27 protein-coding genes are annotated in these 23,820 nt (G+C 68.4%); 12 read left to right on the forward strand and 15 right to left on the reverse strand.

Annotated features, from left to right (window positions below; translation table 11 throughout):
* Window positions 1–43 precede the first annotated feature (43 nt).
* Window positions 44–460 carry a carboxypeptidase-like regulatory domain-containing protein gene (locus ACWEVR_RS22570; protein WP_452468605.1) on the reverse strand — a complete coding sequence of 139 codons (417 nt, stop codon included), beginning with the start codon at window positions 458–460 and terminating at the stop codon, window positions 44–46.
* A gap of 200 nt (window positions 461–660) precedes the next feature.
* Here ACWEVR_RS22570 and msrA point away from each other — a divergent pair, with 200 nt between their 5' ends.
* Together msrA and ACWEVR_RS22580 are read left to right on the forward strand one after the other, a co-directional pair.
* Window positions 661–1,173, forward strand: a complete 513-nt coding sequence (msrA, locus tag ACWEVR_RS22575; protein WP_452468606.1) for a peptide-methionine (S)-S-oxide reductase MsrA — start codon at window positions 661–663, stop codon at window positions 1,171–1,173.
* Between the two features lie 117 nt (window positions 1,174–1,290).
* Complete coding sequence (locus tag ACWEVR_RS22580; protein ID WP_452468607.1) at window positions 1,291–2,358, forward strand: hypothetical protein; 1,068 nt, start codon at window positions 1,291–1,293, stop codon at window positions 2,356–2,358.
* A gap of 51 nt (window positions 2,359–2,409) precedes the next feature.
* On the opposite strand, the gene ACWEVR_RS22585 is transcribed toward ACWEVR_RS22580, so the two are convergent.
* Window positions 2,410–2,661 (reverse strand): hypothetical protein, encoded by a 252-nt coding sequence (locus tag ACWEVR_RS22585; protein WP_452468608.1) that lies wholly within the window; start codon window positions 2,659–2,661, stop codon window positions 2,410–2,412.
* A 119-nt stretch (window positions 2,662–2,780) separates the two neighbouring features.
* Between ACWEVR_RS22585 and ACWEVR_RS22590 the strand changes: the two genes are divergently transcribed.
* Window positions 2,781–3,812: a hypothetical protein gene (locus ACWEVR_RS22590; protein ID WP_452468609.1), complete on the forward strand. Its 1,032-nt coding sequence runs from the start codon at window positions 2,781–2,783 to the stop codon at window positions 3,810–3,812.
* On the opposite strand, the gene ACWEVR_RS22595 is transcribed toward ACWEVR_RS22590, so the two are convergent.
* The 3 genes from ACWEVR_RS22595 to ACWEVR_RS22605 form a co-directional block, all read right to left on the reverse strand.
* A complete protein-coding gene (locus ACWEVR_RS22595; RefSeq protein ID WP_452468610.1) occupies window positions 3,802–4,446 on the reverse strand; it encodes a nucleotidyltransferase domain-containing protein in 645 nt (214 codons plus the stop codon). The two genes, ACWEVR_RS22590 and ACWEVR_RS22595, sit on opposite strands and share 11 nt — an antisense overlap.
* Window positions 4,447–4,535: 89 nt before the next feature.
* Window positions 4,536–6,086, reverse strand: a complete 1,551-nt coding sequence (locus tag ACWEVR_RS22600) for a bifunctional phosphatase PAP2/diacylglycerol kinase family protein (protein ID WP_225282211.1) — start codon at window positions 6,084–6,086, stop codon at window positions 4,536–4,538.
* Window positions 6,087–6,180: 94 nt separating this feature from the next.
* A complete protein-coding gene (locus ACWEVR_RS22605; protein ID WP_452468611.1) occupies window positions 6,181–6,360 on the reverse strand; it encodes a hypothetical protein in 180 nt (59 codons plus the stop codon).
* Between the two features lie 101 nt (window positions 6,361–6,461).
* Here ACWEVR_RS22605 and gcvT point away from each other — a divergent pair, with 101 nt between their 5' ends.
* Window positions 6,462–7,562 carry a glycine cleavage system aminomethyltransferase GcvT gene (gene gcvT / locus ACWEVR_RS22610; RefSeq protein WP_452468612.1) on the forward strand — a complete coding sequence of 367 codons (1,101 nt, stop codon included), beginning with the start codon at window positions 6,462–6,464 and terminating at the stop codon, window positions 7,560–7,562.
* Window positions 7,563–7,588: 26 nt separating this feature from the next.
* The gene (locus ACWEVR_RS22615; RefSeq protein ID WP_356986108.1) at window positions 7,589–8,686 is read left to right on the forward strand and encodes a branched-chain amino acid aminotransferase; all 1,098 of its coding nucleotides are present in this window, start codon (window positions 7,589–7,591) and stop codon (window positions 8,684–8,686) included.
* A gap of 49 nt (window positions 8,687–8,735) precedes the next feature.
* On the opposite strand, the gene ACWEVR_RS22620 is transcribed toward ACWEVR_RS22615, so the two are convergent.
* The 5 genes from ACWEVR_RS22620 to ACWEVR_RS22640 form a co-directional block, all read right to left on the reverse strand.
* A complete protein-coding gene (locus ACWEVR_RS22620; RefSeq protein ID WP_452468613.1) occupies window positions 8,736–9,449 on the reverse strand; it encodes an MBL fold metallo-hydrolase in 714 nt (237 codons plus the stop codon).
* 135 nt (window positions 9,450–9,584) lie between these two features.
* Window positions 9,585–10,334 (reverse strand): adenosylcobinamide-GDP ribazoletransferase, encoded by a 750-nt coding sequence (locus tag ACWEVR_RS22625; protein WP_452468614.1) that lies wholly within the window; start codon window positions 10,332–10,334, stop codon window positions 9,585–9,587.
* 14 nt (window positions 10,335–10,348) lie between these two features.
* Complete coding sequence (gene cobT / locus ACWEVR_RS22630) at window positions 10,349–11,416, reverse strand: nicotinate-nucleotide--dimethylbenzimidazole phosphoribosyltransferase (protein ID WP_452468615.1); 1,068 nt, start codon at window positions 11,414–11,416, stop codon at window positions 10,349–10,351.
* 73 nt (window positions 11,417–11,489) lie between these two features.
* Window positions 11,490–12,026 (reverse strand): bifunctional adenosylcobinamide kinase/adenosylcobinamide-phosphate guanylyltransferase, encoded by a 537-nt coding sequence (locus ACWEVR_RS22635; protein ID WP_452468616.1) that lies wholly within the window; start codon window positions 12,024–12,026, stop codon window positions 11,490–11,492.
* 147 nt (window positions 12,027–12,173) lie between these two features.
* The gene (locus tag ACWEVR_RS22640; RefSeq protein WP_452468682.1) at window positions 12,174–13,106 is read right to left on the reverse strand and encodes an alpha/beta hydrolase; all 933 of its coding nucleotides are present in this window, start codon (window positions 13,104–13,106) and stop codon (window positions 12,174–12,176) included.
* A 210-nt stretch (window positions 13,107–13,316) separates the two neighbouring features.
* Here ACWEVR_RS22640 and ACWEVR_RS22645 point away from each other — a divergent pair, with 210 nt between their 5' ends.
* Together ACWEVR_RS22645 and ACWEVR_RS22650 are read left to right on the forward strand one after the other, a co-directional pair.
* Window positions 13,317–13,751, forward strand: coding sequence for a MarR family winged helix-turn-helix transcriptional regulator (locus ACWEVR_RS22645; protein WP_452468617.1), 435 nt, complete (start codon window positions 13,317–13,319; stop codon window positions 13,749–13,751).
* A gap of 20 nt (window positions 13,752–13,771) precedes the next feature.
* Window positions 13,772–14,221, forward strand: a complete 450-nt coding sequence (locus tag ACWEVR_RS22650) for a hypothetical protein (RefSeq protein ID WP_452468618.1) — start codon at window positions 13,772–13,774, stop codon at window positions 14,219–14,221.
* Window positions 14,222–14,225: 4 nt separating this feature from the next.
* On the opposite strand, the gene ACWEVR_RS22655 is transcribed toward ACWEVR_RS22650, so the two are convergent.
* Complete coding sequence (locus ACWEVR_RS22655) at window positions 14,226–15,188, reverse strand: helix-turn-helix domain-containing protein (protein ID WP_452468619.1); 963 nt, start codon at window positions 15,186–15,188, stop codon at window positions 14,226–14,228.
* A gap of 85 nt (window positions 15,189–15,273) precedes the next feature.
* Between ACWEVR_RS22655 and ACWEVR_RS22660 the strand changes: the two genes are divergently transcribed.
* Window positions 15,274–15,441, forward strand: a complete 168-nt coding sequence (locus tag ACWEVR_RS22660; protein WP_452468620.1) for a hypothetical protein — start codon at window positions 15,274–15,276, stop codon at window positions 15,439–15,441.
* A 57-nt stretch (window positions 15,442–15,498) separates the two neighbouring features.
* Here ACWEVR_RS22660 and ACWEVR_RS22665 read toward each other — a convergent pair whose 3' ends face one another.
* Entirely contained in the window at window positions 15,499–16,158 is a 660-nt protein-coding gene (locus ACWEVR_RS22665; RefSeq protein ID WP_067496159.1) for a DUF3043 domain-containing protein, read from the reverse strand.
* Between the two features lie 257 nt (window positions 16,159–16,415).
* On the opposite strand from ACWEVR_RS22665, the gene erpA reads away from it, so the two are divergent.
* Together erpA and ACWEVR_RS22675 are read left to right on the forward strand one after the other, a co-directional pair.
* Window positions 16,416–16,772: an iron-sulfur cluster insertion protein ErpA gene (gene erpA, locus ACWEVR_RS22670; RefSeq protein ID WP_067496006.1), complete on the forward strand. Its 357-nt coding sequence runs from the start codon at window positions 16,416–16,418 to the stop codon at window positions 16,770–16,772.
* A 217-nt stretch (window positions 16,773–16,989) separates the two neighbouring features.
* Window positions 16,990–17,916: a carbohydrate kinase family protein gene (locus ACWEVR_RS22675; RefSeq protein ID WP_378670179.1), complete on the forward strand. Its 927-nt coding sequence runs from the start codon at window positions 16,990–16,992 to the stop codon at window positions 17,914–17,916.
* Window positions 17,917–18,033: 117 nt separating this feature from the next.
* On the opposite strand, the gene asnB is transcribed toward ACWEVR_RS22675, so the two are convergent.
* Entirely contained in the window at window positions 18,034–19,977 is a 1,944-nt protein-coding gene (gene asnB, locus ACWEVR_RS22680; RefSeq protein WP_452468621.1) for an asparagine synthase (glutamine-hydrolyzing), read from the reverse strand.
* A gap of 539 nt (window positions 19,978–20,516) precedes the next feature.
* On the opposite strand from asnB, the gene ctaC reads away from it, so the two are divergent.
* Together ctaC and ACWEVR_RS22690 are read left to right on the forward strand one after the other, a co-directional pair.
* Complete coding sequence (ctaC, locus tag ACWEVR_RS22685) at window positions 20,517–21,515, forward strand: aa3-type cytochrome oxidase subunit II (protein ID WP_452468622.1); 999 nt, start codon at window positions 20,517–20,519, stop codon at window positions 21,513–21,515.
* Window positions 21,516–21,525: 10 nt separating this feature from the next.
* Window positions 21,526–21,942: a cytochrome c oxidase subunit 4 gene (locus ACWEVR_RS22690; protein ID WP_067985726.1), complete on the forward strand. Its 417-nt coding sequence runs from the start codon at window positions 21,526–21,528 to the stop codon at window positions 21,940–21,942.
* Window positions 21,943–22,018: 76 nt separating this feature from the next.
* Here the strand turns inward: ACWEVR_RS22690 and ACWEVR_RS22695 are convergent, their stop codons facing one another.
* Both ACWEVR_RS22695 and ACWEVR_RS22700 read right to left on the reverse strand, forming a co-directional pair.
* Window positions 22,019–22,165 (reverse strand): hypothetical protein, encoded by a 147-nt coding sequence (locus tag ACWEVR_RS22695; protein ID WP_167353332.1) that lies wholly within the window; start codon window positions 22,163–22,165, stop codon window positions 22,019–22,021.
* 902 nt (window positions 22,166–23,067) lie between these two features.
* Window positions 23,068–23,820 carry a bestrophin-like domain gene (locus ACWEVR_RS22700; protein WP_067495987.1) on the reverse strand — a complete coding sequence of 251 codons (753 nt, stop codon included), beginning with the start codon at window positions 23,818–23,820 and terminating at the stop codon, window positions 23,068–23,070.

Here is a 23,820-nt window from a genome sequence, read left to right on the forward strand (position 1 = left end):
GCGTCAACGGTTTTCGGGCCGGACGGATGCCCGGCCCGAACCGTCAGCCTGCGACGAAGCGGACCGTCTTGGTGCTCGGGGTGTCGAGAGCGACCTCGGTGGAGGTGATCGGCTGTACGTCGGAGTCGCTGGTGTAGGCGGTGAGCTGATAGCGGCCGGGCTGCAGGCCGCGGAAACTGGCCTGGCCGGAATTGCCGGTGAACAGGTGGCGGTGGATCGAATCGCCACAGGCGTCGACGCCGATCAGCACCACCTTGCCACCCGCGATCGGTGCGCGCGTGTCCGCCGCGACCAGCACGGCATCGATCTGGCCGACCGCCGCGCGGGTGTGCCGGTCGGCGTACAGCGTTTCACCGCCCTGCTCGCAGCTGGTCGTGGTCTGGCCGATGGTGTCGTCGGGACCACCCGGATGGGCGAGGGCACCGCCCGCCGTGCCCGTGAGAAGAGCTGTCGCGATCACTGCGATCGCCGAACACTGTGAAACCCCGAACCGTGGCATTGCGCCGTATTCCTCCTCGAATGTGGGTAACACTGGGGTTGGTGTTGCGTGAACTCTCGGGGCGAGACTGTACTGAGCGGAATTCCGGGGATGAATCCGGCGTTCTACTCCCACGGTTGTGCGCTACACGTGCGACCACGAGTTCTCATCGAGGAGGATCTGTGAGCGAGACCCGTAAGGCGATTCTGGCCGGTGGCTGCTTCTGGGGTATGCAGGACCTGATCCGCCGTCAACCGGGGGTTGTGTCGACTCGCGTCGGTTACACCGGTGGCGAGAACGAGCGCCCGACCTACCGCAACCATCCCGGTCACGCGGAGGCCGTCGAGATCGTCTACGACCCCGAGCGGACCGATTACCGCGCGTTGCTCGAATTCCTCTTCCAGATCCACGACCCGACCACCAAGGACCGGCAGGGCAACGACATCGGCTCGAGCTACCGATCGGCGATCTTCTATCTCGACGACGAGCAGCGGCGCATCGCGCTGGACACCATCGCCGACGTGGACGCCTCCGGGCTGTGGCCGGGCAAGGTGGTCACCGAGGTCACCCCGGCGGGGGAATTCTGGGAGGCCGAGCCCGAGCACCAGGACTATCTGGAGCGTTATCCCGACGGCTACACCTGCCATTTCCCGCGTCCGGGATGGAAATTGCCCAAACGCGAGAATGTGAGCTGATAGCGACGCCGACATATGCCATGATCGGCGATGTCGGCGTGAGCGCGATGACGCCGGATCGGTATGACTCATGACGGCGGCCGCGGTCGCCGCAGACGATGAGGAGATGCGGTTCGGATGACGTATGGACAACAGCAACCCGGATATCCTCCGGCGAGACCGGATCTCAGCGTAGGCGCCGCTCTCGGGTACGCCTGGGAGAAATACAAGAACAACGTCGTCGTCTGGATCGGTATCGTCCTGATCTTCGCCGTGATCCAGGTGGCGCTCAACTTCATCTTCGGGCTCGGTAATTCCGCCGACACCGATTACAGCGGCAACTTCAGCATCGGATTCGGTGTCTGGCAGTTCATCGGCAGTGTGGTGAGCACCGTCGTCGGCTATCTGATCTCCGCGGCGATGGTGCGTGGCGCACTGGACGAAACCGACGGGCGCAAACCGGGATTCGGTGAATTCTTCAAGTTCACCAATGTCGGCGCGGTCATCGTGGCTTCGCTGCTCGTCGGTATCGCCACCGGTATCGGCTTCGTGCTGTGCATCCTGCCCGGCATCGTGATCGCCTTCTTCACCTGGTTCACGCTCTACTTCGTCCTCGACCGGAACCAGGACGCGATCACCGCGATCAAGTCGAGTTTTTCCGCGATCTCCGCCAATGCGGGGCCGCTGCTGTTGCTGGCGCTCGCGCTGTTCGGCATCAATATCGTCGGCGCGTTGCTGTGTGGCCTCGGTTTGTTGGTGTCGATTCCGCTGTCGGTGCTGGCGACGGCCTACGCCTACCGGGTGATCACCGGTGGGCCGGTCGTCGGTGGGCAGAGCGTCGCGGATCCGGGTTACCCGCCGTACGGCGGTTCCGCCGGTGGATTCGGTGAGCAGCCGGGATACGGCGCTCCAGGTGCGGGTGGTTACGGTGAGCCCGGCTTCGGTGGTCAGCAACCCGGCGGGCCCGGTTATGGTCAGCCCGGTTTCGGTGGTCAGCAGCCCGGATACGGTGGTCAGCAACCTGGTGGTCCCGGTTATGGTCAGCCCGGTTTCGGTGGGCAACAGCCCGGATACGGCGGGCCCGGTTCCGGTGACCAGGGTTACGGTGGCCCGGGGACCGGTGGCGGCGGCCACGGCGGCCCAGGCTCGGGGCCCGATCTCGGCAAGCCCGACGACGAGGGTTGGGGCAGGCCCGAGAACCGCTGAGCTACGCCGAGGGGCGTGCGATGATCCGTCATCGCACGCCCCTCGTGCTGTCTACTCGCAGCCGTAACCGTCGCCGTCGCGGTCGAGGCCGTAATCGTCGGGGCCGATGACCTTCACCTTGCCGGTGTAGACGGGTCCGTTGCCGCTGCCACCCTCGCAGTCGACGTCGCTGACGATGGGTAGGCAGGGGGAGTACGAGCCGTGGCAGTCCGAGGACTGCTGGGCGCTGGCCACGGGCGGGGTCGCGATCGCGCAGGCGAAGGCCGCGACAGCGGCGGACCCGAGGGTGACGGCGAATTTCATGTGGTGCTCCGTTCAGTTGTACAGCGGCGCACAGTGTTTCACGCGTGGGCGATTTGCCGGAAATTTCCCTGTCGGTACCTGCCGGTAGTATCGGGACGTCGTCGATCGGGGGAGGAACAATGCGGGGGAAGTGGCGGGCGTGGTCGTGGTGGATGCGTGGCGTCGTCGTCGTGCTCGCGCTGGTGGCGGTGGTATCGGTGCCGGTCGCGGGCATACTCACCGCGCTGCTGGTGTACAACGTCGGCGAGCAATCCGAGCAGGCGCGCAGCCGGGGTAAGGACGCGTTCTGGCTCGGCCACGCCTGGGTCGACGGGCGCCGCACCGACGCCGATATCGATGAGCTCGCGAAGTTGCTGGCGGGCACCGGCATTCGTGATCTGTACGTCCACACGGGTCCGCTGGAGCACGACGGGTCGCTGCGCGACGACCTGGCACCCAGGGCGCGGTGGTTCGTCGACGCGGTGCACACGAAGCTGCCCGGTATCCGGGTGCAGTCGTGGCTCGGCGACATCGTGCTGCCCGAATTCGACGGTCTCGACGTGGAATCGGCGGCGTCGCGGGAACGGGTGGTCGCCTCGGCGCGGCGGGTGCTCGACTACGGGTTCGACGGCGTGCACTACGACCTGGAACCCATCCGGTCGGGGTCGCCGGGATACCTGGCCCTGCTCGAGCAGACCCGCGTGATGACCGCGGCCGCAGGGGTGACCTTGTCGGTGTCGGCGCCGGTGATCGATCCGCTGCCCGGATTGCACGCGGTGGGGATCGTGGTGGCCGATCACGGGAAGTGGTGGAGCCAGGCGTATTTCGCGGAGGTGGCGCGGCGGGTCGACCAGGTGGCGGTGATGTCCTACGACACCGCGATGCCGACGCGCGCGCTCTACAGCGGCTACGTCGCGCAGCAGACGGAGCTGGCGCTGGAGGTGACGCCCACGGAGGTCGATCTGCTGATGGGCGCACCGGCGTTCTGGGCCGACGATCCCGGCCATCACGGGGCGGCGGAGACCGTGGCGGCGGCGGTGCGTGGGATCCGATTAGGGCAGACGCGCACCGATGTGGGTCGCGCGAACTTCGGGGTGGCGTTGTATGTGGATTTCGCTGCCACGCCCCAGGATTGGATCGATTACCGGCAGGGGTGGTGCGTCACTGCGTAGCCGAAGGGGTCGGTAGTTCGGCGAGCCAGCGGTGGCCGGGGTGTACTCGGGTCAGCCAGTTGTGCAGCCGGTTCGAGCGTTCCGGGGTGAGCAGTGGCAGTACGTGGTCGAAATCGGCGGAATCCTTGGGGCGGTCGGCCTTCGCCTTGAACAGCAGGACCGCTTCGGGGATCAGATAGGGGATACCGGTGGGGGTGGTGCGGATCAGGTCGCGGTAGGTGAGCGTGATGGTGGGGTCGCGTCGGCAGATCCAGGTGTCGCCGTCGTGCGGTTCGCGGAACACGTCCAGGTGGTAGGCGCCGGTGAACGGATCACGCAACCAGGTCTGGTGCAGGTCGGCGTTCTCGGCGGCGGCCGCGAACGACCACAGCGTGCCGTCACCGACGACATCCCATTCGTACTCGGGAAAAGCCGCCGCGATTGTCGGGAAAGCCGCTCGGGGAACAGCGATTTCGATGTCGGCGTGGGCCCGGGAGATGGTCCCGGCGAACAGGTCGAGCGCCCACCCGCCTGCCACCGCCCACGGCGCCGTGCAGTCGGTGAGACGGGCGGCGACCACGCTCGGAGTCCAGGGGTCCCAGCGGCGGTCTGCTTCGAACGCGGTGATCGGACGTCCACCGTCCGGAAAGCTCATGATCCATCATGTGCACAGTCCGGCGCGGTGGCGCAAGGTTGTTGTGGGCGATGGTGATCGAGGTGAGACGGGTTCGTGAGAAACCCGGTTCAGCGGCGCCGGTCGGTGAGCCAGGCCAGCGGGCGACGGTGATGCGGGCGGGCCCGGTTCTCCCAGCGCGGGTTCTCCTCGTCGCGGCGGTACACCGTCACCCGCCCCGCCACCGAGAACCGCAGGGTGCTCGCCGTGCCGACCACCTCACCGTCGGCGGCCACCGCGATCGGGGACTTCGAGGTGATGGTGAGTTCATGGGTCTGGCGTTCGCCGTAGACCCGGCTGTGCCCGATCGCGGCCAGCATCAACGCGATCACCGCACGGGTCCGGGAGAACCGCACGTCGGCGCGCAGCCAGCGCACATCGAGCAGCCCCTCGTCGAGGCGGGACCGGAACGCGGGCACCGCGCCGTGCGGGTGGTAGGGGCCGTTGCCGATGAACAGGAACCACATGTCGTGCCAGCGGTCGTCGATGCGGATGTGGATCGGTTCGGCCCGGCGCAGAGTGACGACCAGGGCCGCGGCGAACGCGGGCCACTTGCCCCACCGGTCCTCCCACTTCTCCCGCAACCGGACCAGCTCCGGGTAGGCGCCGACGCTTGCGGTGTTGATGAGGTGATGGGTGTGCGGACCCTCTGGGGTGTCGAATTCGACTGCGGCGATGTCGACTTCGACGGCCTCGCCCGCACCGGTGGCGTCGGCCACCTCGCGCAGGTCGTAGACGCCGAGGTCGCGCGCGAAGTGGTTGAGGGTGCCCGCGGGGACGACGACCAGCGGCAGGTCGTTGCGGATCGCGACGGCGGCGGCCGCGGCGATGGTGCCGTCACCGCCGGCGGCGCCGACCGCGAGCACCGACGGGTCGATCGCCTCCTGCAATACCTCGGCGGCGTCGCGACCGGGCACGGTGTGCAGCAGTTTCGCGGCGGGCAGGGCCTCGGCGATATCGGGGGTCGGGTCGTAGGTGGAGTCACCGGAGCGCGGATTGATGAGCAGCGCAAGGCCTTTGCCGTCGGCCAGGATCGGCGCGTCCTGCACGGCGTGTGCCTCGGCCTCGTCGGATTCGCGGATCGGCCACCAGCGGCGGGTGGTGAGCGCGACGGCGGTGCCGACGCTCGCACCGACCAGCACGTCGGAGGGCCAGTGCGCGCCCGTGTGGATGCGCGAGTAGGCGACGGCGGCGGCGACGGGAGCCACGGCGAGCGCGGTGCGCGGGCTCTCCAGCGCGACGGCTGTGGCGAACGCGGCGGCGTTGGCGCTGTGTCCGGACGGGAACGACGACGACACCGGCGCGTCGACGAGCCTGCGCCCGTGCGGCATCAGCTCGGCCGGTGGCCTGCGCCGGGGGATCAGCGTCTTGAGTACGAGATTCACCGCGATGCTCGTGCCCGCCAGGGCGATCACACCGCGCAGCGCGGCCCGGCGCGGCGGACCGGGTTTGGCCGCCAGCACCGCAGCCGTGGCCAACCACAGCCCGCCCGTGTTCGCCGAGCGGGTCAGTCGCAGCATGCCGCGATCGATGGCGGTTTCGGGAATGCGGGACACAGCCCGGCTCATGGTCTCGTCCATCCGGGCGACATGACCGAACCGGGCGCGGGGCAGATCACTCACACCGAGAACACTACCGCCGTTGCCCGTCTTCATCTTTCGCTCGCGACCGTCGCGACCCGTGCACCCCTCGAAGCCGGGTCACGACGGTTCCCGATCAGGGGACCGGGATCGGGGACGGGTTGCAGTCGGCGGTCGGGCTCTCGCCGGACAGCGACTGCAGGATGCAGCCCACGTTGATCTGGCTGCTGCCGGTCTCGGCGTGCGCGACCGGCTGGGTCAGCAGCACCGACGCGCCGGCGAGCATCAGGACGGAGACGGGTCTACGGAGATTCATGGCGTGATCCTCGCATGCTCCGGCGTGCCGAGATGCCTGGTGAGAGCCCCCAAATGCAGGGGCACGCCGCGATGTCGGGACCGCCGGATAAGCTCGCTGCCATGACCGACAACGTCCTGCTCGAAGGCCCCATCCATGCCGTTCATGTCGAACTGGGGGCGACCTTCGCCCCGTTCGGTGGCTGGGAGATGCCGGTGCAGTACGCGGGAACCGTCGGCGAGCACACCGCGGTGCGGACGGCGGTCGGCCTGTTCGATGTGAGTCACCTGGGCAAGGCGACGGTGGCGGGACCCGGCGCCGCGCAGTTCGTGAACTCGGCGCTGACCAACGATCTCGGCCGCATCCGCCCGGGCAAGGCGCAGTACACGCTGTGCTGCGCGCAGGACGGCGGCGTGATCGACGACCTGATCGCGTACTACGTCGGCGACGACGAGGTGTTCCTCGTCCCGAACGCCGCGAACACCGCCGCGGTCGTCGCCGAACTGCGCAAGACCGCACCCGAGGGCATCACCGTCACCGACGAACACCGTGAGTACGCGGTGTTCGCGGTGCAGGGACCCAAGTCCACCGAGGTGCTCGCCGCGCTCGGCCTGCCCACCGACATGGAGTACATGGCCTACGCCGACGCCGAATGGGACGGTCGGCCCGTGCGCGTGTGCCGCACCGGCTACACCGGCGAACACGGCTACGAGCTGCTGCCGAAATGGGACGACGCCGAACCGGTGTTCCGCGCGCTGGTCGAACAGGTCCTCGCCGCGGGCGGTCAGCCCGCCGGACTCGGTGCCCGTGACACCCTGCGTACCGAGATGGGCTACCCGCTGCACGGCCATGAACTCTCCCTCGAGATCACCCCGAACCAGGCCCGCACCGGGTGGGCCGTCGGTTGGCAGAAGCCGCAGTTCTGGGGCAAGGACGCGCTGACGAAGGAGAAGGCCGACGGACCGCGCCGCACCCTGCTCGGTCTCAAAGCGCTCGACCGAGGTGTGCTGCGTCAGGGCCAGACCGTTCTGCGCGACGGCGAACCGGTCGGGGAGACCACCTCGGGCACGTTCTCGCCCTCGCTGAAGGTCGGCATCGCGCTCGCCCTGCTCGACACCGACGCGAAGCTCGCGCCCGGCGACGAGGTGGAGGTCGACGTGCGCGGGCGCAGGCTGCGCTGCGAGGTGGTCAAGCCGCCGTTCGTCGACACCAAGACCAAGTAACAGTTACCGCCCGATAGGATCGCATCATGACAGTCGCTGCACAGTTCACCCGTATTCCGCACCCCGCGCCCATCTCGGCGCAGCAGCGGGAACAGGTACTGGCGGCGCCCGGTTTCGGGCGGTACTTCACCGATCACATGGTGTCGATCGACTACACCGACGGTCAGTGGGGCAACGCGCGGGTCGAGCCGTACGGTCCGTTGTCGATGGATCCGGCCACCATGGTCTTCCATTACGGACAGGCGATCTTCGAGGGCCTCAAGGCCTACCGTCAGCCCGACGGCAGCATCGCCACCTTCCGCATCGACGCCAACGCGGCGCGGTTCCGTCGGTCGGCGGCCCGCATGGCGATGGCCGAGCTGCCCGAGGAACTGTTCATCGAGTCGGTGCGCCAGCTGCTCGAGGTGGACGCCGACTGGGTGCCCGCCGCCGGCGGTGAGGACTCGCTGTACCTGCGTCCGTTCATGTTCTCCACCGAGGCCGGTCTCGGCGTGAAGCCGGCCGCCGCCTACAAGTACCTGCTGCTCGCCTCGCCCGCGGGCGCGTACTTCCCGCGCGGTGTGAAGCCGGTGCGGGTGTGGTTGTCCACCGAATACGTGCGCGCCGCACCCGGCGGTACCGGTGAGGCGAAGGTGGCGGGCAACTACGCCGCCTCCCTGCTCGCCCAGGCCCAGGCCACCGAGAAGGGTTGTGACCAGGTGGTGTGGCTGGACGCCTGCGAGCGTCGCTACGTCGAGGAGATGGGCACCAACAACCTGTTCTTCGTGTTCGGCACCGGGTCGCAGGCGCGGCTGGTGACCCCGGAACTGTCGGGTTCGCTGCTGCCCGGCATCACCCGCGACTCGCTGCTCACCCTGGCCGCCGACTCCGGCTACCCGGTGGAGGAGCGCAAGGTCTCGGTGGAGGAATGGCGCAAGGGCGCCGAATCCGGTGAGATCAGTGAGGTTTTCGCGTGCGGAACCGCTGCCGTGATCACCCCCGTCGGCTGGGTGCGTTCCCACGACGGCGAATTCGCGATCGGCGGCGGCGAGCCCGGCGAGGTGACGATGGCGCTGCGCGACACGCTCACCGGTATCCAGCGCGGCACGTTCGCCGACACCCACGGGTGGCTGCGCAAGCTGTAATCGGCGAAAAAAGAGCGGGCCCCCGAGTGTGGGCCCGCTCTTTCGTTTGTCAGCCCGGCATCAGGGCTTGCCATTGCTGCAGGGACTGGGGCCGCAGCACGTAGTTGTTGTCGCGGACCGAGGACAGCTCGGCGCTCGGCGCCTCGGAGTACCAGTGGCCCGGGTAGACGACGGGATTGCCGTTCAGCCCGGCCAGGTGACGCAGGCTGCGGAACATCTCGTCGGAGTCGCCGCCGGGGAAGTCGGTGCGGCCGCAGCCGTCGACGAACAGGGTGTCGCCGGAGATGAGGCGGCCGTCGAACAGGAAGCACTGGCTGCCGGGGGTGTGGCCGGGGGTGTGGAGCAGTTCGATGTCGAAGGCGCCGACCGAGACGGTGTCGCCGTTGTCGTGGCCGGTGAGCTCGCTCGGGGCGATGCCGGTGGTCTTGGCGACCCAGTCCAGTTCGTACTTGTTCACGTGCACGGGCACGCTGGTCTTCTCGAGTAATTCGCGCACACCGCCGAGGGTGAAGCCGAGCATGGTTCCGCCGACATGGTCGGGATGGTGGTGGGTGGCCAGCACGCCGCTCACGCGCATGCCGTCGGCGGCGGCCACCTCGACGAGGTCGGCGGCCTGGTAGGCGGGATCGACGAGAAGGGTCTCGCCGGTCTCCCGATCGCCGATGAGATACGCGAAATTGCGCATCTGTGTCGCGATCGGATCGCCGACGGCGTAATCCCGGCCCGACAGCAGCTGACGGAAGTAGAGGCGCTCGGAAGACATGTCTTCCACTGTATTGCCACCGGTGTGCTGGCGATGCACCCGAGTACCGATGACCGGGCGGTCTGTGGGAGCGCACAACCGGTGAGCACCCCATTTGTGAATAGTGCTGGTTTCACATAGTCGTGCGGCGGGGAGTCAGAACGTCAGCGAGAAGCCAAGGGCGGCAAGAGAAGTCGTGATTTCCACCGTCGTGCCGAGAATGTCACCGGACATGCCGCCGAAGCGGCGCACGCAGTGGCGGGTGATCAGGACCGATCCGGCCAGGGCGGTGAGGACGACGACGGGGCCGAGCCAGAAGTTGCCGGGAACGACGAAGACGGAGCAGCAGAGGGCGAGGACAGGCCAGAAGGCCACTGCGGCGATCGGCTGGGTGCCTGCGACCAGGGTGCCGAAACCCGACCCCGGAGCGGCTGCAACGCCGCGCCTGCAGGCGACGACCACCGCGACCCGGCCGAGCGCCACCGCGAGCACGATCGCCGCCCACCGCCGCTCGTCGACGAGCGCGGCGAAGGCGAACGCCTGAATCCCGATCGCGAAGATCAACGCCGCCACCCCGAACGGCCCCGCCGCACCGGACTTCATGATCTCGCGTGCCCGCTCGGGTGGCCCATAGCTGCCGAGCCCGTCGGCGGTATCGGCGAGCCCGTCGAGGTGCATACCGCGTGTACACAGGGCGAGAAGTCCCACCGCGAGCAGGCCGGCGAGCGCGCTGGTGAGTCCGGCACGCTCGAACACCCACAGCGCCCCGGCCACCCCGCCGCCCAGCAGTAGTCCGACCGACGGCGCGAGCGTGATCGCCCGCCCCGCGACGGCCCGGTCGACCTGCGCCGGACCGCGAACGGGCACGACAGTGAGCCAGGAGATCGCCAATCGCGCGGCGTTCACACTGTTTCTCGGCGTCACTTGACGAGGTCGACAGATGCCTCGTCGGGTGTGCTCACTCCCGCGTCGGCGAAGGTCGACATCTCTGCGAGGGTGGCGACGGCGGCGCGGAGGAGGGGGAGGGCGGTGAGGGCGCCGGAACCTTCGCCGAGGCGCATGTTCAGGTCCAGGAGTGGTTGCAGGCGGAGGTGTTTCAGGGCCAGGTCGTGGGCGGGCTCGGTGGAGCGGTGGGCGGGGAGCCACCACGCTTTCGCGCCTGCGGCGAGGTCCTCGGCGACCAGGGCGGCGGCGGTGACGACGACACCGTCGAGCAGGACGGGGGTGCGGCGGGTTGCGGCCTGGGCGAGGAATCCGACCATGGCGGCGAAATCGGCGCCCGCCGCCACGCGCAGCAGTTCGACGGGGTCGGCGGCGACGGGCCGGGCACGGCGCATGCCGTCGCGGATGGCGGCGACCTTGCGGATCCAGCCCGCGTCGTCGACACCGGTGCCGCGTCCGACGGCGGCGACCGGTTCGGTGTTGGTGAGGGTGGCGACGAGGACGGTGGCGGGAGTGGTGTTGCCGATACCCATGTCCCCGGCGACGAGCAGATCGGCGCCCGCGTCGACCTCCTCGTCGGCGATCGCGCGCCCGGCCGCGAGCGCGGCGGCCACCTCTTCCTGAGTGAGCGCGTCCTCACGGTCGATGGAGCCCGAGCTGCGGCGCACCTTGTGCTGGGCGACCGTCGGGTCGGTGTCGCCGTCGACGGAGATGTCGGCGACGCGCACGGTCGCGCCCGCGACGGCGGCCAGCGCGTTCACCGCCGCCCCACCGGCCAGGAAGTTCGCGACCATCTGCGCGGTGACCTCGCTCGGATACGCGGAGACGCCGTGCTCGGCGACACCGTGGTCCCCGGCGAACACCACCACGCGGGCACGTTCGAACTGCTTCGGCGGACACACACCTTGGCAGGCGGCGATCCAGTTGCCGAGTTCCTCGAGTCGTCCCAGCGATCCGGCCGGTTTCGTCAGCTGCGTCTGGCGCTGCTCGGCCGCGCCACGCACCTGCGCGTCCGGGGCCGCGACCGGGCCGAATCCGTGTGTCACTGGGAAGCCTTTCGACAAAGTGTTTCTTCGGTGCTCATCTTGCCCGGACCACAAGGCGCCGGGCGACCCCGGTTCATTTCAACCGGACCGGCAGCCCGGCGACGACGAGGAAGGCTTCGTCGCACACCTGGGCCAACCGCTGGTTGAGCGTGCCGATCTCGTCGCGGAACAACCGCCCCGACCGCGTCGCCGGGATGACACCCATGCCGACCTCGGGCGAGACGATCACCAATCGCCGCCGGTAGGCCGCGACGGCGGCCACCAGTGCGTCGCAGTCCGGGGCGACGGTGCCGCGCGGTTGCTCCCACGCCCCGCGCGCGTCCAGGCGCGCGGTGAGCCAGGTGCCGATGTCGTCGAGCAGGGTCGCGAACGATTCGGTGGCGAGAACCGTTGCGGGGTCGGCGTTCTCGACCGTCGACCAGTGGTCGGGGCGCCGGTCGCGATGCCGGTCGATCCGCTCGGCGAAGTCGTGGTCGGCCGGGTCGAGCACCGCGGTGGCGAGGTAGCGGACCTCGCGTTCTGCGGTGAGCAGTCCCTCGGCGAAGGCGGACTTCCCCGACCGGGCGCCCCCGAGAACGAGCGTGCGCGAAGGTGTGCGGTCGACCGGCATGTCAGCACGGTAGCAACCGGCCGCGCATCGCGATCGGCCCGTCCTCCGGCTCGTCGGCGCCGATCGTCCGTGGTTTCGGCGTAGGGCACCGCGCCGCGGAAAGCCGGGTCACCTCGGCATCGCCGTCCCGAAACGGGCCGCAGTGCCTCAGGACGCGCCAAGTGCCTCCAGGATCATGGGGCGGGCCGTGGCCAGGGACTGCTGCCAGTAGGGCCAGGTGTGGGTGCCCGCGGTGATGTCGACGCGGGCGGGGATGCCGAGGGCCGTTGTCCGTTCCCGGAATATGCTGGCGGCGATCACCGCCAGTGATTCGATGCCCATCGCGTTGACGGTGTTCCCCACGGCGGAACTCGCGTCGAGCGGGCCGGGGACACCGTTGCCCGAGGTGATGTAGAGCGGCAGGCCGCGCAGCAGTTCGGCCTGGACGGTCGCGTCGTTGCGCCGCCACGCGGGATCGCCGACCGGGCCCCACATGTCGTCGAGATTGAAGCGGCCCTCGTCGAGCATGGCGGCACGCATCGTGAGATCCCAGCCGGGGAAGGTCGGGTTGAGGAAACCGGAGAACGCGCCCGCGAACCGGAACTGGTCGCGGTGGTGCGCGGCCAGCGTCAGCGCGGCGTTGCCACCCATCGAGGCGCCGACCACCGCGTTGTTCGTGCGTGAAACACCATATCCGGCAAGGAAGTCCGGTAGTTCGCGGGTGAGGAACGTTTCCCACCGATAAGTGGTGGACTGTCCGTTGGTGCTGCTCGGGCGGTACCAGTCGGTGTAGAAGCTCGAATGCCCGCCGACGGGGAACACCAGAGTGACGTTGTCACCGGCGAATCGGCTCAGCACATCGGTATCGGTCGTCCACTGACTGTGGTCGGCCGGTGCGCGCAAACCGTCGAGCAGATACAGCGCGGCCGAACCGCCCCGCGCCGCCCACCGCACCTGCACCTTGATCGGCCCCATGCTCGACGGAACGAACAGTTCCTCGAAACCGCCTGCGGGCGTACGCAAGACAGGGTTGGCAGGCACGGCGGCCGCCGTTACCGAGCCGACCGTCGACACCACCACAGCCGCAGTCACGGCCGCCAGAACCGTCCTCAACCGCGCGAAACTTCCCCACCCGCTACGAAACACCGTTCCAGCTGACCAGGTTCCCCTATCGCAGGTCAAGTCGCTGAGGCTCTCGATGAACTGACGTGTTCACAAATTATGAACCCTCACAGGCGAACCTAGGGCGAACGAGCAGATATATGGCTTGCCATGTATTATCGAGGGGAGACGACGGAAGGTGGGCTCGCGGTGGACCGCAGTGACTCGCTCGGGTACGTGATCAACCACCTCGCGCGCCTCCTGGAACAGGCGCTGCGCGACCGCATCGCCCGCCACGGCGTGGTGCCGGGCCAATTCGCGCAACTGCTCGCGCTCTACGAGCGGGAGGGTGTCTCGCAGCAGGAGCTCTGCGAGAAGGTTCGTATCGACCAGTCGACGATGGCGCACACGCTCAAACGGATGGAGCGCGACGGCCTCGTCGAACGCACACCCGACCCGGCCGACGGCCGACGGGCACTGATCCACCTCACCGACCGGTCACGCCGGCTCCGCCCCGCATTGGAAGCGGCGGCCCGAGAGGTGAACGCCCTTGCGACAGCGGGATTCTCCGACGCCGAGCGGGAAGAACTGCTGCGCCTGGCTGCCCAGGCGATCGGCAACCTCGAAGCCGATCGCGGCACCTGACGACCGAACAGAGGGATCCCATGCTCACTCGAATCCACCCCATCGCGGGCGTGATCGGCCTGCTCGCCATTCTCACGTTCTGGGTGTCCACGGTGCTCAGCGAGCTCAGCGGCTCGAAAGACGCCGTCGTCGCGGTGAAGCAAGCCATCCCGTGGGCGCTGCCGGTGCTGGTCCTCGCGCTCGCCGCGACCGGCGGCACCGGGTTCCGGCTGGCGGGCGGCTCGACGCTGCCCGTCGTCGTCGCGAAGAAGCGGCGGATGCCGATCATCGCGGCCAACGGGCTGTGCGTATTGATCCCGTCGGCGATCGTGCTCGCTGTTCTCGCCCGGCACGACCGGTTCGGGCCGCTGTTCTACGGAGTGCAGGCGCTCGAACTCGTCGCGGGCGCCGTCAATATCGTCCTCATGTCGCTGAACGCGCGCGACGGTCTGCGCCTCACCGGGCGGTTCCGAACCCCGGAAAAGGTGTAGTCGTTCAATTTCCGGAGCCGAAGCGCCTGCGGTACTCGGTGGGGGCCAGCCCGACCTGGCGCTGGAAATGGTGGCGCAGCAGCGCGCCGGATCCGAAACCGCACTGGTCGGCGACGCGTTCCAGTGGCAGTTCGGTGGCTTCGAGCAGGTGTTTGGCGAACAGCACGCGCTGCGTGGTGAGCCATTTGACCGGGGTGGTTCCGGTTTCGGCGGCGAAGCGGCGGGCGAAGGTGCGGGTGGACATGCTGGCGCGGGCGGCGAGTTCGTCGACGGTGTGCGGATGCGCCAGGTTCTGGCTCAGCCAGGCGAGGATGTCGGAGAGGCCCGCCGCGTGGCATTCGGGGATGGGCTGTTCGATGAACTGGCGCTGACCACCGTCGCGCTGGGGTGGCACCACCATGCGGCGGGCGATGCCGTTGGCGGCGGCCGTGCCGATCTCGCGGCGGACCAGGTGCAGGCAGGCATCGATGCCCGCCGCGGTGCCCGCGCTGGTGATCAGATTGCCTTCGTCCACGAACAGCACGTCGGGGTCGACGGTGGCCTCGGGGTACTTGGCGGCGAGGGTGTCGACGTAGCGCCAATGGGTTGTGCATTTGCGCCCGTCCAGCAGGCCCGCCTCGCCTGCCAGGAACGCCCCGGAGCAGACGGTGAGCACGGTGGCGCCCGCATCGGAGGCCGCGCGCACCGCCTCGACGACGCCGGGCTGGTAGGCGTGTTCGGTGGTGAAGGGGAACGCCGGAATCGCGACGAGATCGGCGTGCAGGAGCTCGTCGAGACCGTATTCGGGTGTGACGGTGACGCCGGGAGTCGTCGAGCGCAGCGGCTTACCCGGCTCCGCCCCGCACACCCGGAACTCGAAACCGGGCAAACCGTCGGCGGTGCGGTCGAGCCCGAAAACCTCGCAGACGACACCGAACTCGAACATCGCGAGCTTCTCGTTGAGCACGACCGCAACCCTGGACAGCATCACCCCATCCTACTGGCCGAATTTTTACGCACAATGACAGAACAGCCACTTTCGGCTGAAAACCAACGCGCGCAAAATTACTGCCATGCTTACTTTTCTGATCGTCCTCGCCGCCATCACCGCACTCGCCGTCCTCGCCGGACGTGGCACCGCAGGCGCCACGGGGGTCATCGACCGCGACGCTCAGCGCATCGATGCCGAACTCCGCGCGATCGCCGGCTACTCGACCGAGATCCGTCCGGGCCACTCCTGAAACAACGAATGCCGTCCCATCCGGGTGGATGGAACGGCATTCGCGCAGAGGGGGAAGCTATACCGCGTCGCCGGGGCCGACCCGTGGCTTCGGGGCACGCATCTTGCGGATCTGGGACGCGCGGACGAAGGCGTACCAGCCCAGCTTGAAACCGGTATCGGTGGTCTCGGGGAACCGCTCGATCACCCGGTTGTTCACGATCTTGCCGAGCACGAAACCCTCGATGATCATGAACAGCATCATCACCAGCATGGCCAGGGTGACGATGCTCTGCAGCTGCGGCGCCACGAACATCGACAGGATGAGCACCAGCGCCATCGGCATGAACAAGCCGACCAGGTTGCGGCGCGCGTCGACCAGATCGCGCACATACGCGCGGACCGGGCCCTGATCGCGGGGCAGCAGGTACTTGTCCTCGCCCGCCAGCATCCTGGCGCGCCGCTCCTGCACGGCGGCGCGACGATCCGCGGCCGCCGCCTTGCGGTCGGCGCGGTTGCCCTTGGCCGCCTTGCGGCGGGCCCGCGCCTCCTTGGCCGTCATCGGGGCGGGCGCCACCGGGCCGCGTCGTTTGCCTTCGGCGTCACGCCTTTTCGGGGTCGGACGACCCTTACCGGGGGTGGACGATGCGGGTGCGGCGGCGGTCTTCTCGACGTCGGGCACCGAGGGGTCGACGGACTCGTCGATGGTGCTGGACTCGTCGCGACGGAACAATTTCACGTTCACCAGGCTATTCGATGGGGTCGAGCAGGGGGAAACTCGGTCTCCCCGGCGGTGCCGGTGGTCTCACCGCCGAACCGATGCGAGCTGGATCACAGCCGGTAGGCGAGTAGTGTGGGCACGAGCACCCGGGGCGGGTCCACACGCGCCGGCATGGGTGGCAAAATGGAATAACGCAGCCGGTGCGATGTGTTGATTTCAGTCGTGCGCTGTGCACCTGAGGTCCGTTGACGGGCTGAGCCGAACTAGGAGTGTCCATGACTGTGCAGAACGAGACCGCCACCGAAACCCACGGTGCGACGCTGACCGACGCTGCCGCCGCCAAGGCGAAGGCGCTGCTCGACCAGGAAGGTCGCGACGACCTCGCCCTGCGGATCGCCGTGCAGCCGGGTGGCTGTGCCGGCCTGCGGTACCAGCTGTTCTTCGACGATCGCGTCCTCGACGGTGACATCGTCGTCGAGTTCTCCGGTGTGAAGCTGGCGGTCGACCGCATGAGCGCTCCCTACATCCAGGGCGCCTCGATCGACTTCGTCGACACCATCGAGAAGCAGGGCTTCACCATCGACAACCCGAACGCCACCGGTTCCTGCGCCTGCGGCGATTCGTTCAACTGAGGTCGGCTGCCGCGGGTTTGCGGGCTCCGTGAACCCGCGCTCACATGCGCCGCGACGACGTGGCGAGGTGACCAAGAGGTGAACTACCGGCGGTCACGCTTGCTACGGTTGAGGTCCGGGATCGGGTGATCCCGGGCTTCTTTGTTTCCGTCTAGCGCCGAAGGGGCTTCGCCTCGTGTCTGTAGCCGTGTCCGCGTCCATCGCCACCGACCACCTCATGCGTTTCCCCGGCAAATTCGCCGATGCGCTGCTCGCCGATCAGCTCGACCATGTGTCGCTGAGTTTCCTCGTCGACGATCTGCAGATCCGCCGCGGCGGCGTCGCGGGCAACATCGCCTACGCGATGGGGCTGCTGAAGCAGCGTCCGCTGCTCGTCGGTGCGGTCGGCGCCGACTTCGCCGAGTACCGGAAGTGGTTGGAGGACAACGGCGTCGACTGCTCGGCCGTGCACGTGTCGACCAAGTCCCACACCGCCCGTTTCGTGTGCACCACCGACGAGACGATGGCCCAGATCGCGTCGTTCTACCCCGGCGCCATGAGCGAGGCGCGCGAGATCGACATCGCCGCGATCGCCGCCGAGCACGCGGTGGATCTGGTGCTGGTCGGCGCGAACGACCCCGAGGCGATGATCGCCCACACCCGTCAGGCCAAGGCACAGGGCATTCCGTACGCGGCCGACCCCTCGCAGCAGCTGGCCCGCCTCGACGGCGAGCAGGCAGCCGAACTCGTCGACGGCGCCGCCTACCTGTTCACCAACAAGTACGAGTGGGCGCTGCTGCAGTCCAAGACCGGCTTGAGCGAAGCCGAGATCACCGCCAAGGTCGGTATCCGGGTCACCACCCTCGGCGCCGAGGGCGTGCTCGTGGTCGACACCGACGGCACCGAGGTCCGCGTCGGCGTGGTCCCCGAGCTGAACAAGGTCGACCCGACCGGCGTCGGCGACGGTTTCCGCGCGGGCTTCCTCACCGCCCACCGCGCGGGCCTGAGCCTGGAACGCGCCGCCCAACTCGGCTCCCTCATCGCCGTCCTCATCCTGGAAACCACCGGCACCCAGGAATGGACCCTCAACACCGAGGACGCCCTGGAACGCCTCACCAAGGCCTACGGCCCCGAAGCCGCCGACGACCTGGCCGTCCTCCTCTAGCCGGACACTCGATCATCACGCTGTGGTGGCGGCATCGCCCGAGTGGCTTCCGCCACCACAGCGTGGTGATCTTGAAACGACGAACGCCCCCGGATTTCCGGGGGCGTTCGTGGTGTGTCAGAGGGAGACGGGATACGTCGGTTCCTGGATTTCGGGCTTGATGCGGTCTTCGACGAAGATGCCGTGCCAGACCATGAAGACCAGCAGGGTCCACAGCCGGCGGCTGTGGTCGGAGACGCCTGCTTTGTGGTCGCGCAGCATCTGCAGGACGGCCTGCTTGTTCAGCAGGTGATCGGTCTGGGACTCGGCGATCTGGGATTCGGCCCAGTCGTAGAGTTCGGTGCCGCGCAGCCAGTGGCGCAGGGGGACCGGGAAACCGAGCTTGGCGCGGTTGAGGACGTGGTCGGGGACGATGCCGTCCAAGGCCTGACGCAGCGCGTACTTCGAGGTTTCCTTGGTGATCTTCTGGTCGTAGGGCAGACCCTGGGCGACCCGCATCACCTCGTTGTCCAGGAACGGCACGCGCAGTTCCAGGGAGTTGGCCATCGTCATCTTGTCGGCCTTGACCAGGATGTCGCCACGCAGCCAGGTGAACAGATCCAGGTGCTGCATGCGGGCGACCGGGTCCCAGCCCTGGGACTGGGCGTAGATCGGGGCGGTGACGTCCTGATGGGTCCATTCGGGGCGGAACTCGCGCAGCACCGACCGCAGCTGGGCGTCGTTGAAACTGCGGGCATTGCCGTAGTAGCGGTCCTCGAGGGTGAGCGAGCCGCGCTGCAACAGCGACTTACCGCGCTTGCCGTCGGGGATGCGGTCGCCGAGCTTGCCGACGAGCTTGCGCAGCCCGGCGGGCAGGTACTCGAAAGGCTTGAGCGACAACGGTTCCCGGTAGATGGTGTAGCCGCCGAACAGCTCGTCGGCGCCTTCACCGGACAGCACGACCTTGACGTGCTTCCGGGCTTCCTTGGCCACGAAGTACAGCGGAACGAGCGCCGGATCGGCGACCGGGTCGTCGAGGTACCAGACGATCTCGGGGATGGCGGCGGCGAACTCGGCGGGGGAGACCACCTTCACGATGTGGCGGGCGCCGATCAGCTCGGCACTCTCGGCGGCCACGTCGACCTCGGAGTAGCCCTCGCGCTCGAACCCCGTGGTGAAGGTGATGAGCTTCGGGTTGTGGCGCATGGCCAACGCGGCGATAGCGGTGGAGTCGATACCGCCGGACAGGAACGAGCCGACGGTGACATCGGCGCGCATGTGCTTGGCGACCGAGTCCTCGAGCGCGGCGGCGATCTCCGCGTAGCGGGCCTGTGCGGCGCCCTCGGCGAACGGGCGCACCCGGAAGTCGGGGCGGAAGTAGCGGGTGGCCGACGGCTGCGCGCCCACCCGGACGGTGGCGTAGGTGCCGGATTCGAGGCGGCGGATGTTCTTGTGCAGCGACTCGGGCTCCGGCACGTACTGCAGCACCGTGTAGTGCTCGAGGGCGCGCGGGTCGAGCTCGTCGGAAAGGCCGAGCGGGCTCAGCAGTTCGAGCACGCTCTTCTTCTCGCTGGCGAACGCGGTGCCGCCGGGGCCGGTGGCGTAGAACAGCGGCTTGATGCCGAAGGGGTCGCGGGCCAGGAACAGCTCCTGCTTCTCGGTGTCCCAGATCGCGAACGCGAACATGCCGCGCAGCTTGCGCACGGCCTCGGGACCCCAGAAGTGGAAGGCGGCGACGATCGACTCGCCGTCACCGTCGGTGGCGAAGATCTTGCCCTCGGGGAATTCGGCGCCGTGTTCGGCGGCCAGCTGCTCGCGCAGTTCGAGGTAGTTGTAGATCTCGCCGTTGAAGGTCATCGCGTAGCGCTGCGGGTTGTCCGCGGGGCCCCAGCGCAGCGGCTGGTGCGAGTGCTCGATATCGATGATGGAGAGGCGGTTGAAGCCGAAGATCATGTGATCGTCGTGCCAGGTGCCCTTCTCGTCCGGGCCGCGGTGGCGCTGGCAGTGCAGGGCGTCGTAGACCTGATCGACCACCTCGGTCGTCGCCGCATCAGCTGTCAGGAATCCGAGCAGTCCGCACACGTGTCGGCAACCTTCTCTCGTTCGATGTGCGCATGAGCGACCCTGGCGGGCTCGGCGCGTGGACGTCCGGCGCGACGGGGTCGACCGGGGTTGCACTGAACTCTACCGACTCCACCCGCCCGGTACCCAGGCGAGCGGGCATGTGCGCGGCGAAACCCGGTGCGGCGGTTCGCGCGTCCGCCGGAATCGCCGCGTCGCGTGGACAGAACCGCAGGTCGTGCGGTCGCGTCCGATCAAGGCGGAGTGTCGAATCCGACCCCGCGACAAGACAGCACCCGCTTTGGTCTACGCTGCGTAGTACTCAGGTCCTTCTCAGGTGAACCGGCGTCGCAGCCGCGATACTCGGGACGGACCGAAACGTGCTGGAAAACGTGTCGGACGGGCGGATCGCGGCCCCGAAGACGCAAAGTGTCGGAATGTGTAGCGACCAGGAAGGCGTGAGCGTGGCGCACAAGGCGAGCGAAGAGATCGGGGCTCGACCCGTTCGGGGTCGGCAGGGCCGTATCCTTCGGCGGGCCGGGCTGGCGGTGTCCTTGGGGATGACTGCTCTCCTGGTCTCGGGCTGCTCGATCGACAATGTTTGGCTGCGGTTCGGCTGGCCCTCGGGCATCACGCCGCAGGCGACCCGGATGCGGGAGCTGTGGACCTGGTCGGTCCTGGCCGCGCTCGCCATGGGCGTGCTGGTGTGGGGTCTGACCTTCTGGACCGTCATCATGCACCGCAAGCGCAAGGACTCCCCGGAGTTCCCGCGCCAGACGGGCTACAACGTGTCGCTGGAGCTGACCTACACCGCGATCCCGTTCGTGATCATCGCGGTGCTGTTCTACTTCACCGTCGTCGTGCAGAACTACGTGCACGAGAAGACCGACAACCCGGACGTCACCGTCGACGTGACCGCCTTCCAGTGGAACTGGAAGTTCGGCTACCGCGACGTGGCCAACGTGGGCGGCCTCACCTGGAACGGCATCGACACCGCGCGGGAGCAGGCCAACGAGGAGCAGCTGCGCGGCTACGAGGAGCGCGAGGGCGAGCACGGCCTCAAGCAGCCGGGCCCCGTGCACGGCAAGCCCGCCAACGACATCCTCTCGTACCTGCACTACGACAAGGTCGAGACCGTCGGTTCCAGCACCGAGATCCCGATCCTGGTGCTGCCCACCGGCAAGCGCATCGAGTTCCAGCTCGCCGCCGCCGACGTGATCCACGCCTTCTGGGTGCCGGAGTTCATGTTCAAGCGCGACGTGATGCCGAACCCGAAGGAAAACCAGTCCGACAACGTCTTCCAGATCTCCGAGATCGAGAAGGAAGGCGCGTTCGTCGGGCGCTGCGCCGAGATGTGCGGCACCTACCACTCGATGATGAACTTCGAGGTCCGCGCGGTCTCGCCGGAGAAGTTCGCCCAGTACCTGCAGGCGCGCATCGACGGCAAGACCAACGGTCAGGCCCTCGAGGCGATCGGCGAGTCCCCGGTGGCCACCTCCACGTACCCCTTCAACACCAAGCGCGATATCAAGAGCGCTTCGGTGAACGAGAGCAAGTGAGGATTCTGATATGAGGATCGAAGCACGGATCTTCGAACTGCTCACGGCGTTCTTCATCCTGGTGGGCATCGTCTACGGCTTCTTCACCGCGCAGTCGCGCACCGGCATCGAGTGGGCCGGTACCACCGCGATCGTGCTGACCGCCGGCCTGTCGCTGATCATCGGCACCTACTTCCGGTTCGTCGCGCGTCGCATCGACCTGCGGCCCGAGGACTTCGAGGACGCCGAGATCGTCGACGGTGCCGGCGACCTGGGCTTCTTCTCGCCCGGCAGCTTCTGGCCCATCACCCTGGCCGCGGCCGGTTCGGTGACTGCCCTCGGCCTGGCCTTCTTCCAGTTCTGGCTGATCGGCCTCGGCGTGGCGCTGGTTCTCGCCGCTGCCGCGGGCCTGGTCTTCGAGTACTACCTGGGCGTCGAGAAGCACTGACGCGCTACGCACAATCGCCGCAATCCTGTCCAGGATTGCGGCGATTGTCGTTTCGGTGCCTTCGGTAGGCCCGGGATCAGGAGCGGCGCGTCGCGGCTCTGGCCGCGCCCGCGCTGCCGATCACGAGCAGCAGGATCGCCAGCGCCCATCGTCGTTGCTCCTCGACGACCGGGCGCGCGTCGACGACCTCGGGTTCCCGTTCTCGCGAGGCTGGGATCCGCACCGGTGGCCTTGTCGAAGGAACCGCGGGCGGGCTGGTCGGTGTGTTGGGTCGGGGTTGTTCGGTGCGAGCCGGTGGTGCGGGGAGTGCGGGAGCCTGCTGGGGTGGTGCGGGCGCCGGCGGCTCGGGCACGATCGGTGGTTGCGGGGGCATCGGGGCGGGAGCGACCGGCGGCGGGTCCGGGTTGGGCAGCGCCGGGGCCGGGATGTCGAACGGGGCCGGAGCGGGTGGAGGTATGTCGAACGGGGCGGGAGCCGGTGGGGGGAGGTCGGGCGGGATGGGTGCCGCTGGGGGTGGGAGATCGGGTGGGGCGGGTGCCGCCGGTGGTGGGACGTCGGGCGGGGGCACAGGAACGGGGGCCAAGGGCATTCCGGGCTCGGGGTGGGGTGGCTCGGGTGGCATCGGGATTCCCGGCAGGTCGCCGTGTCCCGGCGGCGGAAGCAGCGGTGGCTCTGGTGCGGGGCCGGGTAGCCCCGGCTCGGGGGCAGCGGGGCTAGGCGTCGTGCTCGGAGTTTCGGGGACCGGCGCGGGTGCGGGAGGGGGCGGCGGTGCGGGAGGTGCGTCGCGCCTGGGTGCGGGGCCGGGGACGATGATCTGGGCGAACGGACCATTCGCGCCGGGCTGGTTTTGTGAGTCACGGTCTGGTTCCGGGGCGGAGACCTTCGGCAGGGCCGGTGTGTTCGGCGTCTGCGGACGTGACGGCGCTGCGGGCCGCCCATCGATCGGGATCGGTGGCGCCGGGTTCTCGCCGACCGGCCGGTCCGGCCGGATCCCGCCACCCGGGATCCCTCCGCCCGGCTCAGCGCCGGGGACGAACGGAAATCCGGGTGCGGCGTCGACCGCACCCGGCAAGCACAGGCTGGCACCCACTGCGATCGCGCAGAATCCCGTGCGCATCGGTGTTCTCACGTGAGCTGACCCAGCACAGCGGTGAAGGCGTCCGGGCTGATCTTCGCAGCCCGGCCGTACGGGTTCTGCAACTGATAGATCGTGTAGATCATGAATGTGACCACGGCGGCGAAACTCGCCACGACCACGACGTGCACCCGGGCGCTGGTGCCTGCGAACATCAACGACAGGCCGATCGACAGCAGCGCGCCGAGCATCAGCGCCACCCACATCATCGGTGACAGCGTGCTGCCCGCGGCCTCCACCCGGGTCTGCCGTGCCTCGTAGACCTCCCACAGCCGGTCCGCCGCCGCGATCTGGCGGGAACGCTGCCATTCGTCGGCCGCCGGTGTGGCGGCGATGGCGGTGCGCACCTCACTGAGCTCGGTCCAGGCGGTGTCGTCGACCTCCTTGGCGGCCTTCATGGCAGGCCATTCCACCTCGATCACCTCGCCGGTGTAGCGCCGCACCGAGGCGGAGATGGTGCTGCGGGCGGGTTCCGGCAGCGAATCGCCCGCCCACTGCAGGGCGAGCAGCCGGTCGGCCTCGTCGGAGACCGCCTTCTCGGCGGCGGAGTTGGTGTCGAGTACGCCGATGAGCAGGAACGAGGCGAGCACCACCTGCAAACCGGCGACGAGGGTGAACACCTGGCCCACCGACTCGTTGACCGATTCGCCCTCATGGCCTTTCCCGCGCCTGCGCAGGTAATACGCGCACGTACCGGCCAGGCCGGCGATCAACACGACCCACAGCAGGGCTTCCCACAGCAT

Source organism: Nocardia sp. NPDC003979, assembly GCF_053605015.1.

Coding starts and splice junctions, on each gene's coding strand:
- ACWEVR_RS22580 (WP_452468607.1), top strand. CDS start 1,291: ATGACGTATGGACAACAGCAACCCGGATATCCTCCGGCGAGACCGGAT.
- ACWEVR_RS22585 (WP_452468608.1), bottom strand. CDS start 2,661: ATGAAATTCGCCGTCACCCTCGGGTCCGCCGCTGTCGCGGCCTTCGCC.
- ACWEVR_RS22590 (WP_452468609.1), top strand. CDS start 2,781: ATGCGGGGGAAGTGGCGGGCGTGGTCGTGGTGGATGCGTGGCGTCGTC.
- ACWEVR_RS22595 (WP_452468610.1), bottom strand. CDS start 4,446: ATGAGCTTTCCGGACGGTGGACGTCCGATCACCGCGTTCGAAGCAGAC.
- ACWEVR_RS22605 (WP_452468611.1), bottom strand. CDS start 6,360: ATGAATCTCCGTAGACCCGTCTCCGTCCTGATGCTCGCCGGCGCGTCG.
- gcvT (WP_452468612.1), top strand. CDS start 6,462: ATGACCGACAACGTCCTGCTCGAAGGCCCCATCCATGCCGTTCATGTC.
- ACWEVR_RS22615 (WP_356986108.1), top strand. CDS start 7,589: ATGACAGTCGCTGCACAGTTCACCCGTATTCCGCACCCCGCGCCCATC.
- ACWEVR_RS22620 (WP_452468613.1), bottom strand. CDS start 9,449: ATGTCTTCCGAGCGCCTCTACTTCCGTCAGCTGCTGTCGGGCCGGGAT.
- ACWEVR_RS22635 (WP_452468616.1), bottom strand. CDS start 12,026: ATGCCGGTCGACCGCACACCTTCGCGCACGCTCGTTCTCGGGGGCGCC.
- ACWEVR_RS22650 (WP_452468618.1), top strand. CDS start 13,772: ATGCTCACTCGAATCCACCCCATCGCGGGCGTGATCGGCCTGCTCGCC.
- ACWEVR_RS22655 (WP_452468619.1), bottom strand. CDS start 15,188: ATGCTGTCCAGGGTTGCGGTCGTGCTCAACGAGAAGCTCGCGATGTTC.
- ACWEVR_RS22660 (WP_452468620.1), top strand. CDS start 15,274: ATGCTTACTTTTCTGATCGTCCTCGCCGCCATCACCGCACTCGCCGTC.
- erpA (WP_067496006.1), top strand. CDS start 16,416: ATGACTGTGCAGAACGAGACCGCCACCGAAACCCACGGTGCGACGCTG.
- ACWEVR_RS22675 (WP_378670179.1), top strand. CDS start 16,990: ATGCGTTTCCCCGGCAAATTCGCCGATGCGCTGCTCGCCGATCAGCTC.
- ctaC (WP_452468622.1), top strand. CDS start 20,517: ATGACTGCTCTCCTGGTCTCGGGCTGCTCGATCGACAATGTTTGGCTG.
- ACWEVR_RS22690 (WP_067985726.1), top strand. CDS start 21,526: ATGAGGATCGAAGCACGGATCTTCGAACTGCTCACGGCGTTCTTCATC.
- ACWEVR_RS22700 (WP_067495987.1), bottom strand. CDS start 23,820: ATGCTGTGGGAAGCCCTGCTGTGGGTCGTGTTGATCGCCGGCCTGGCC.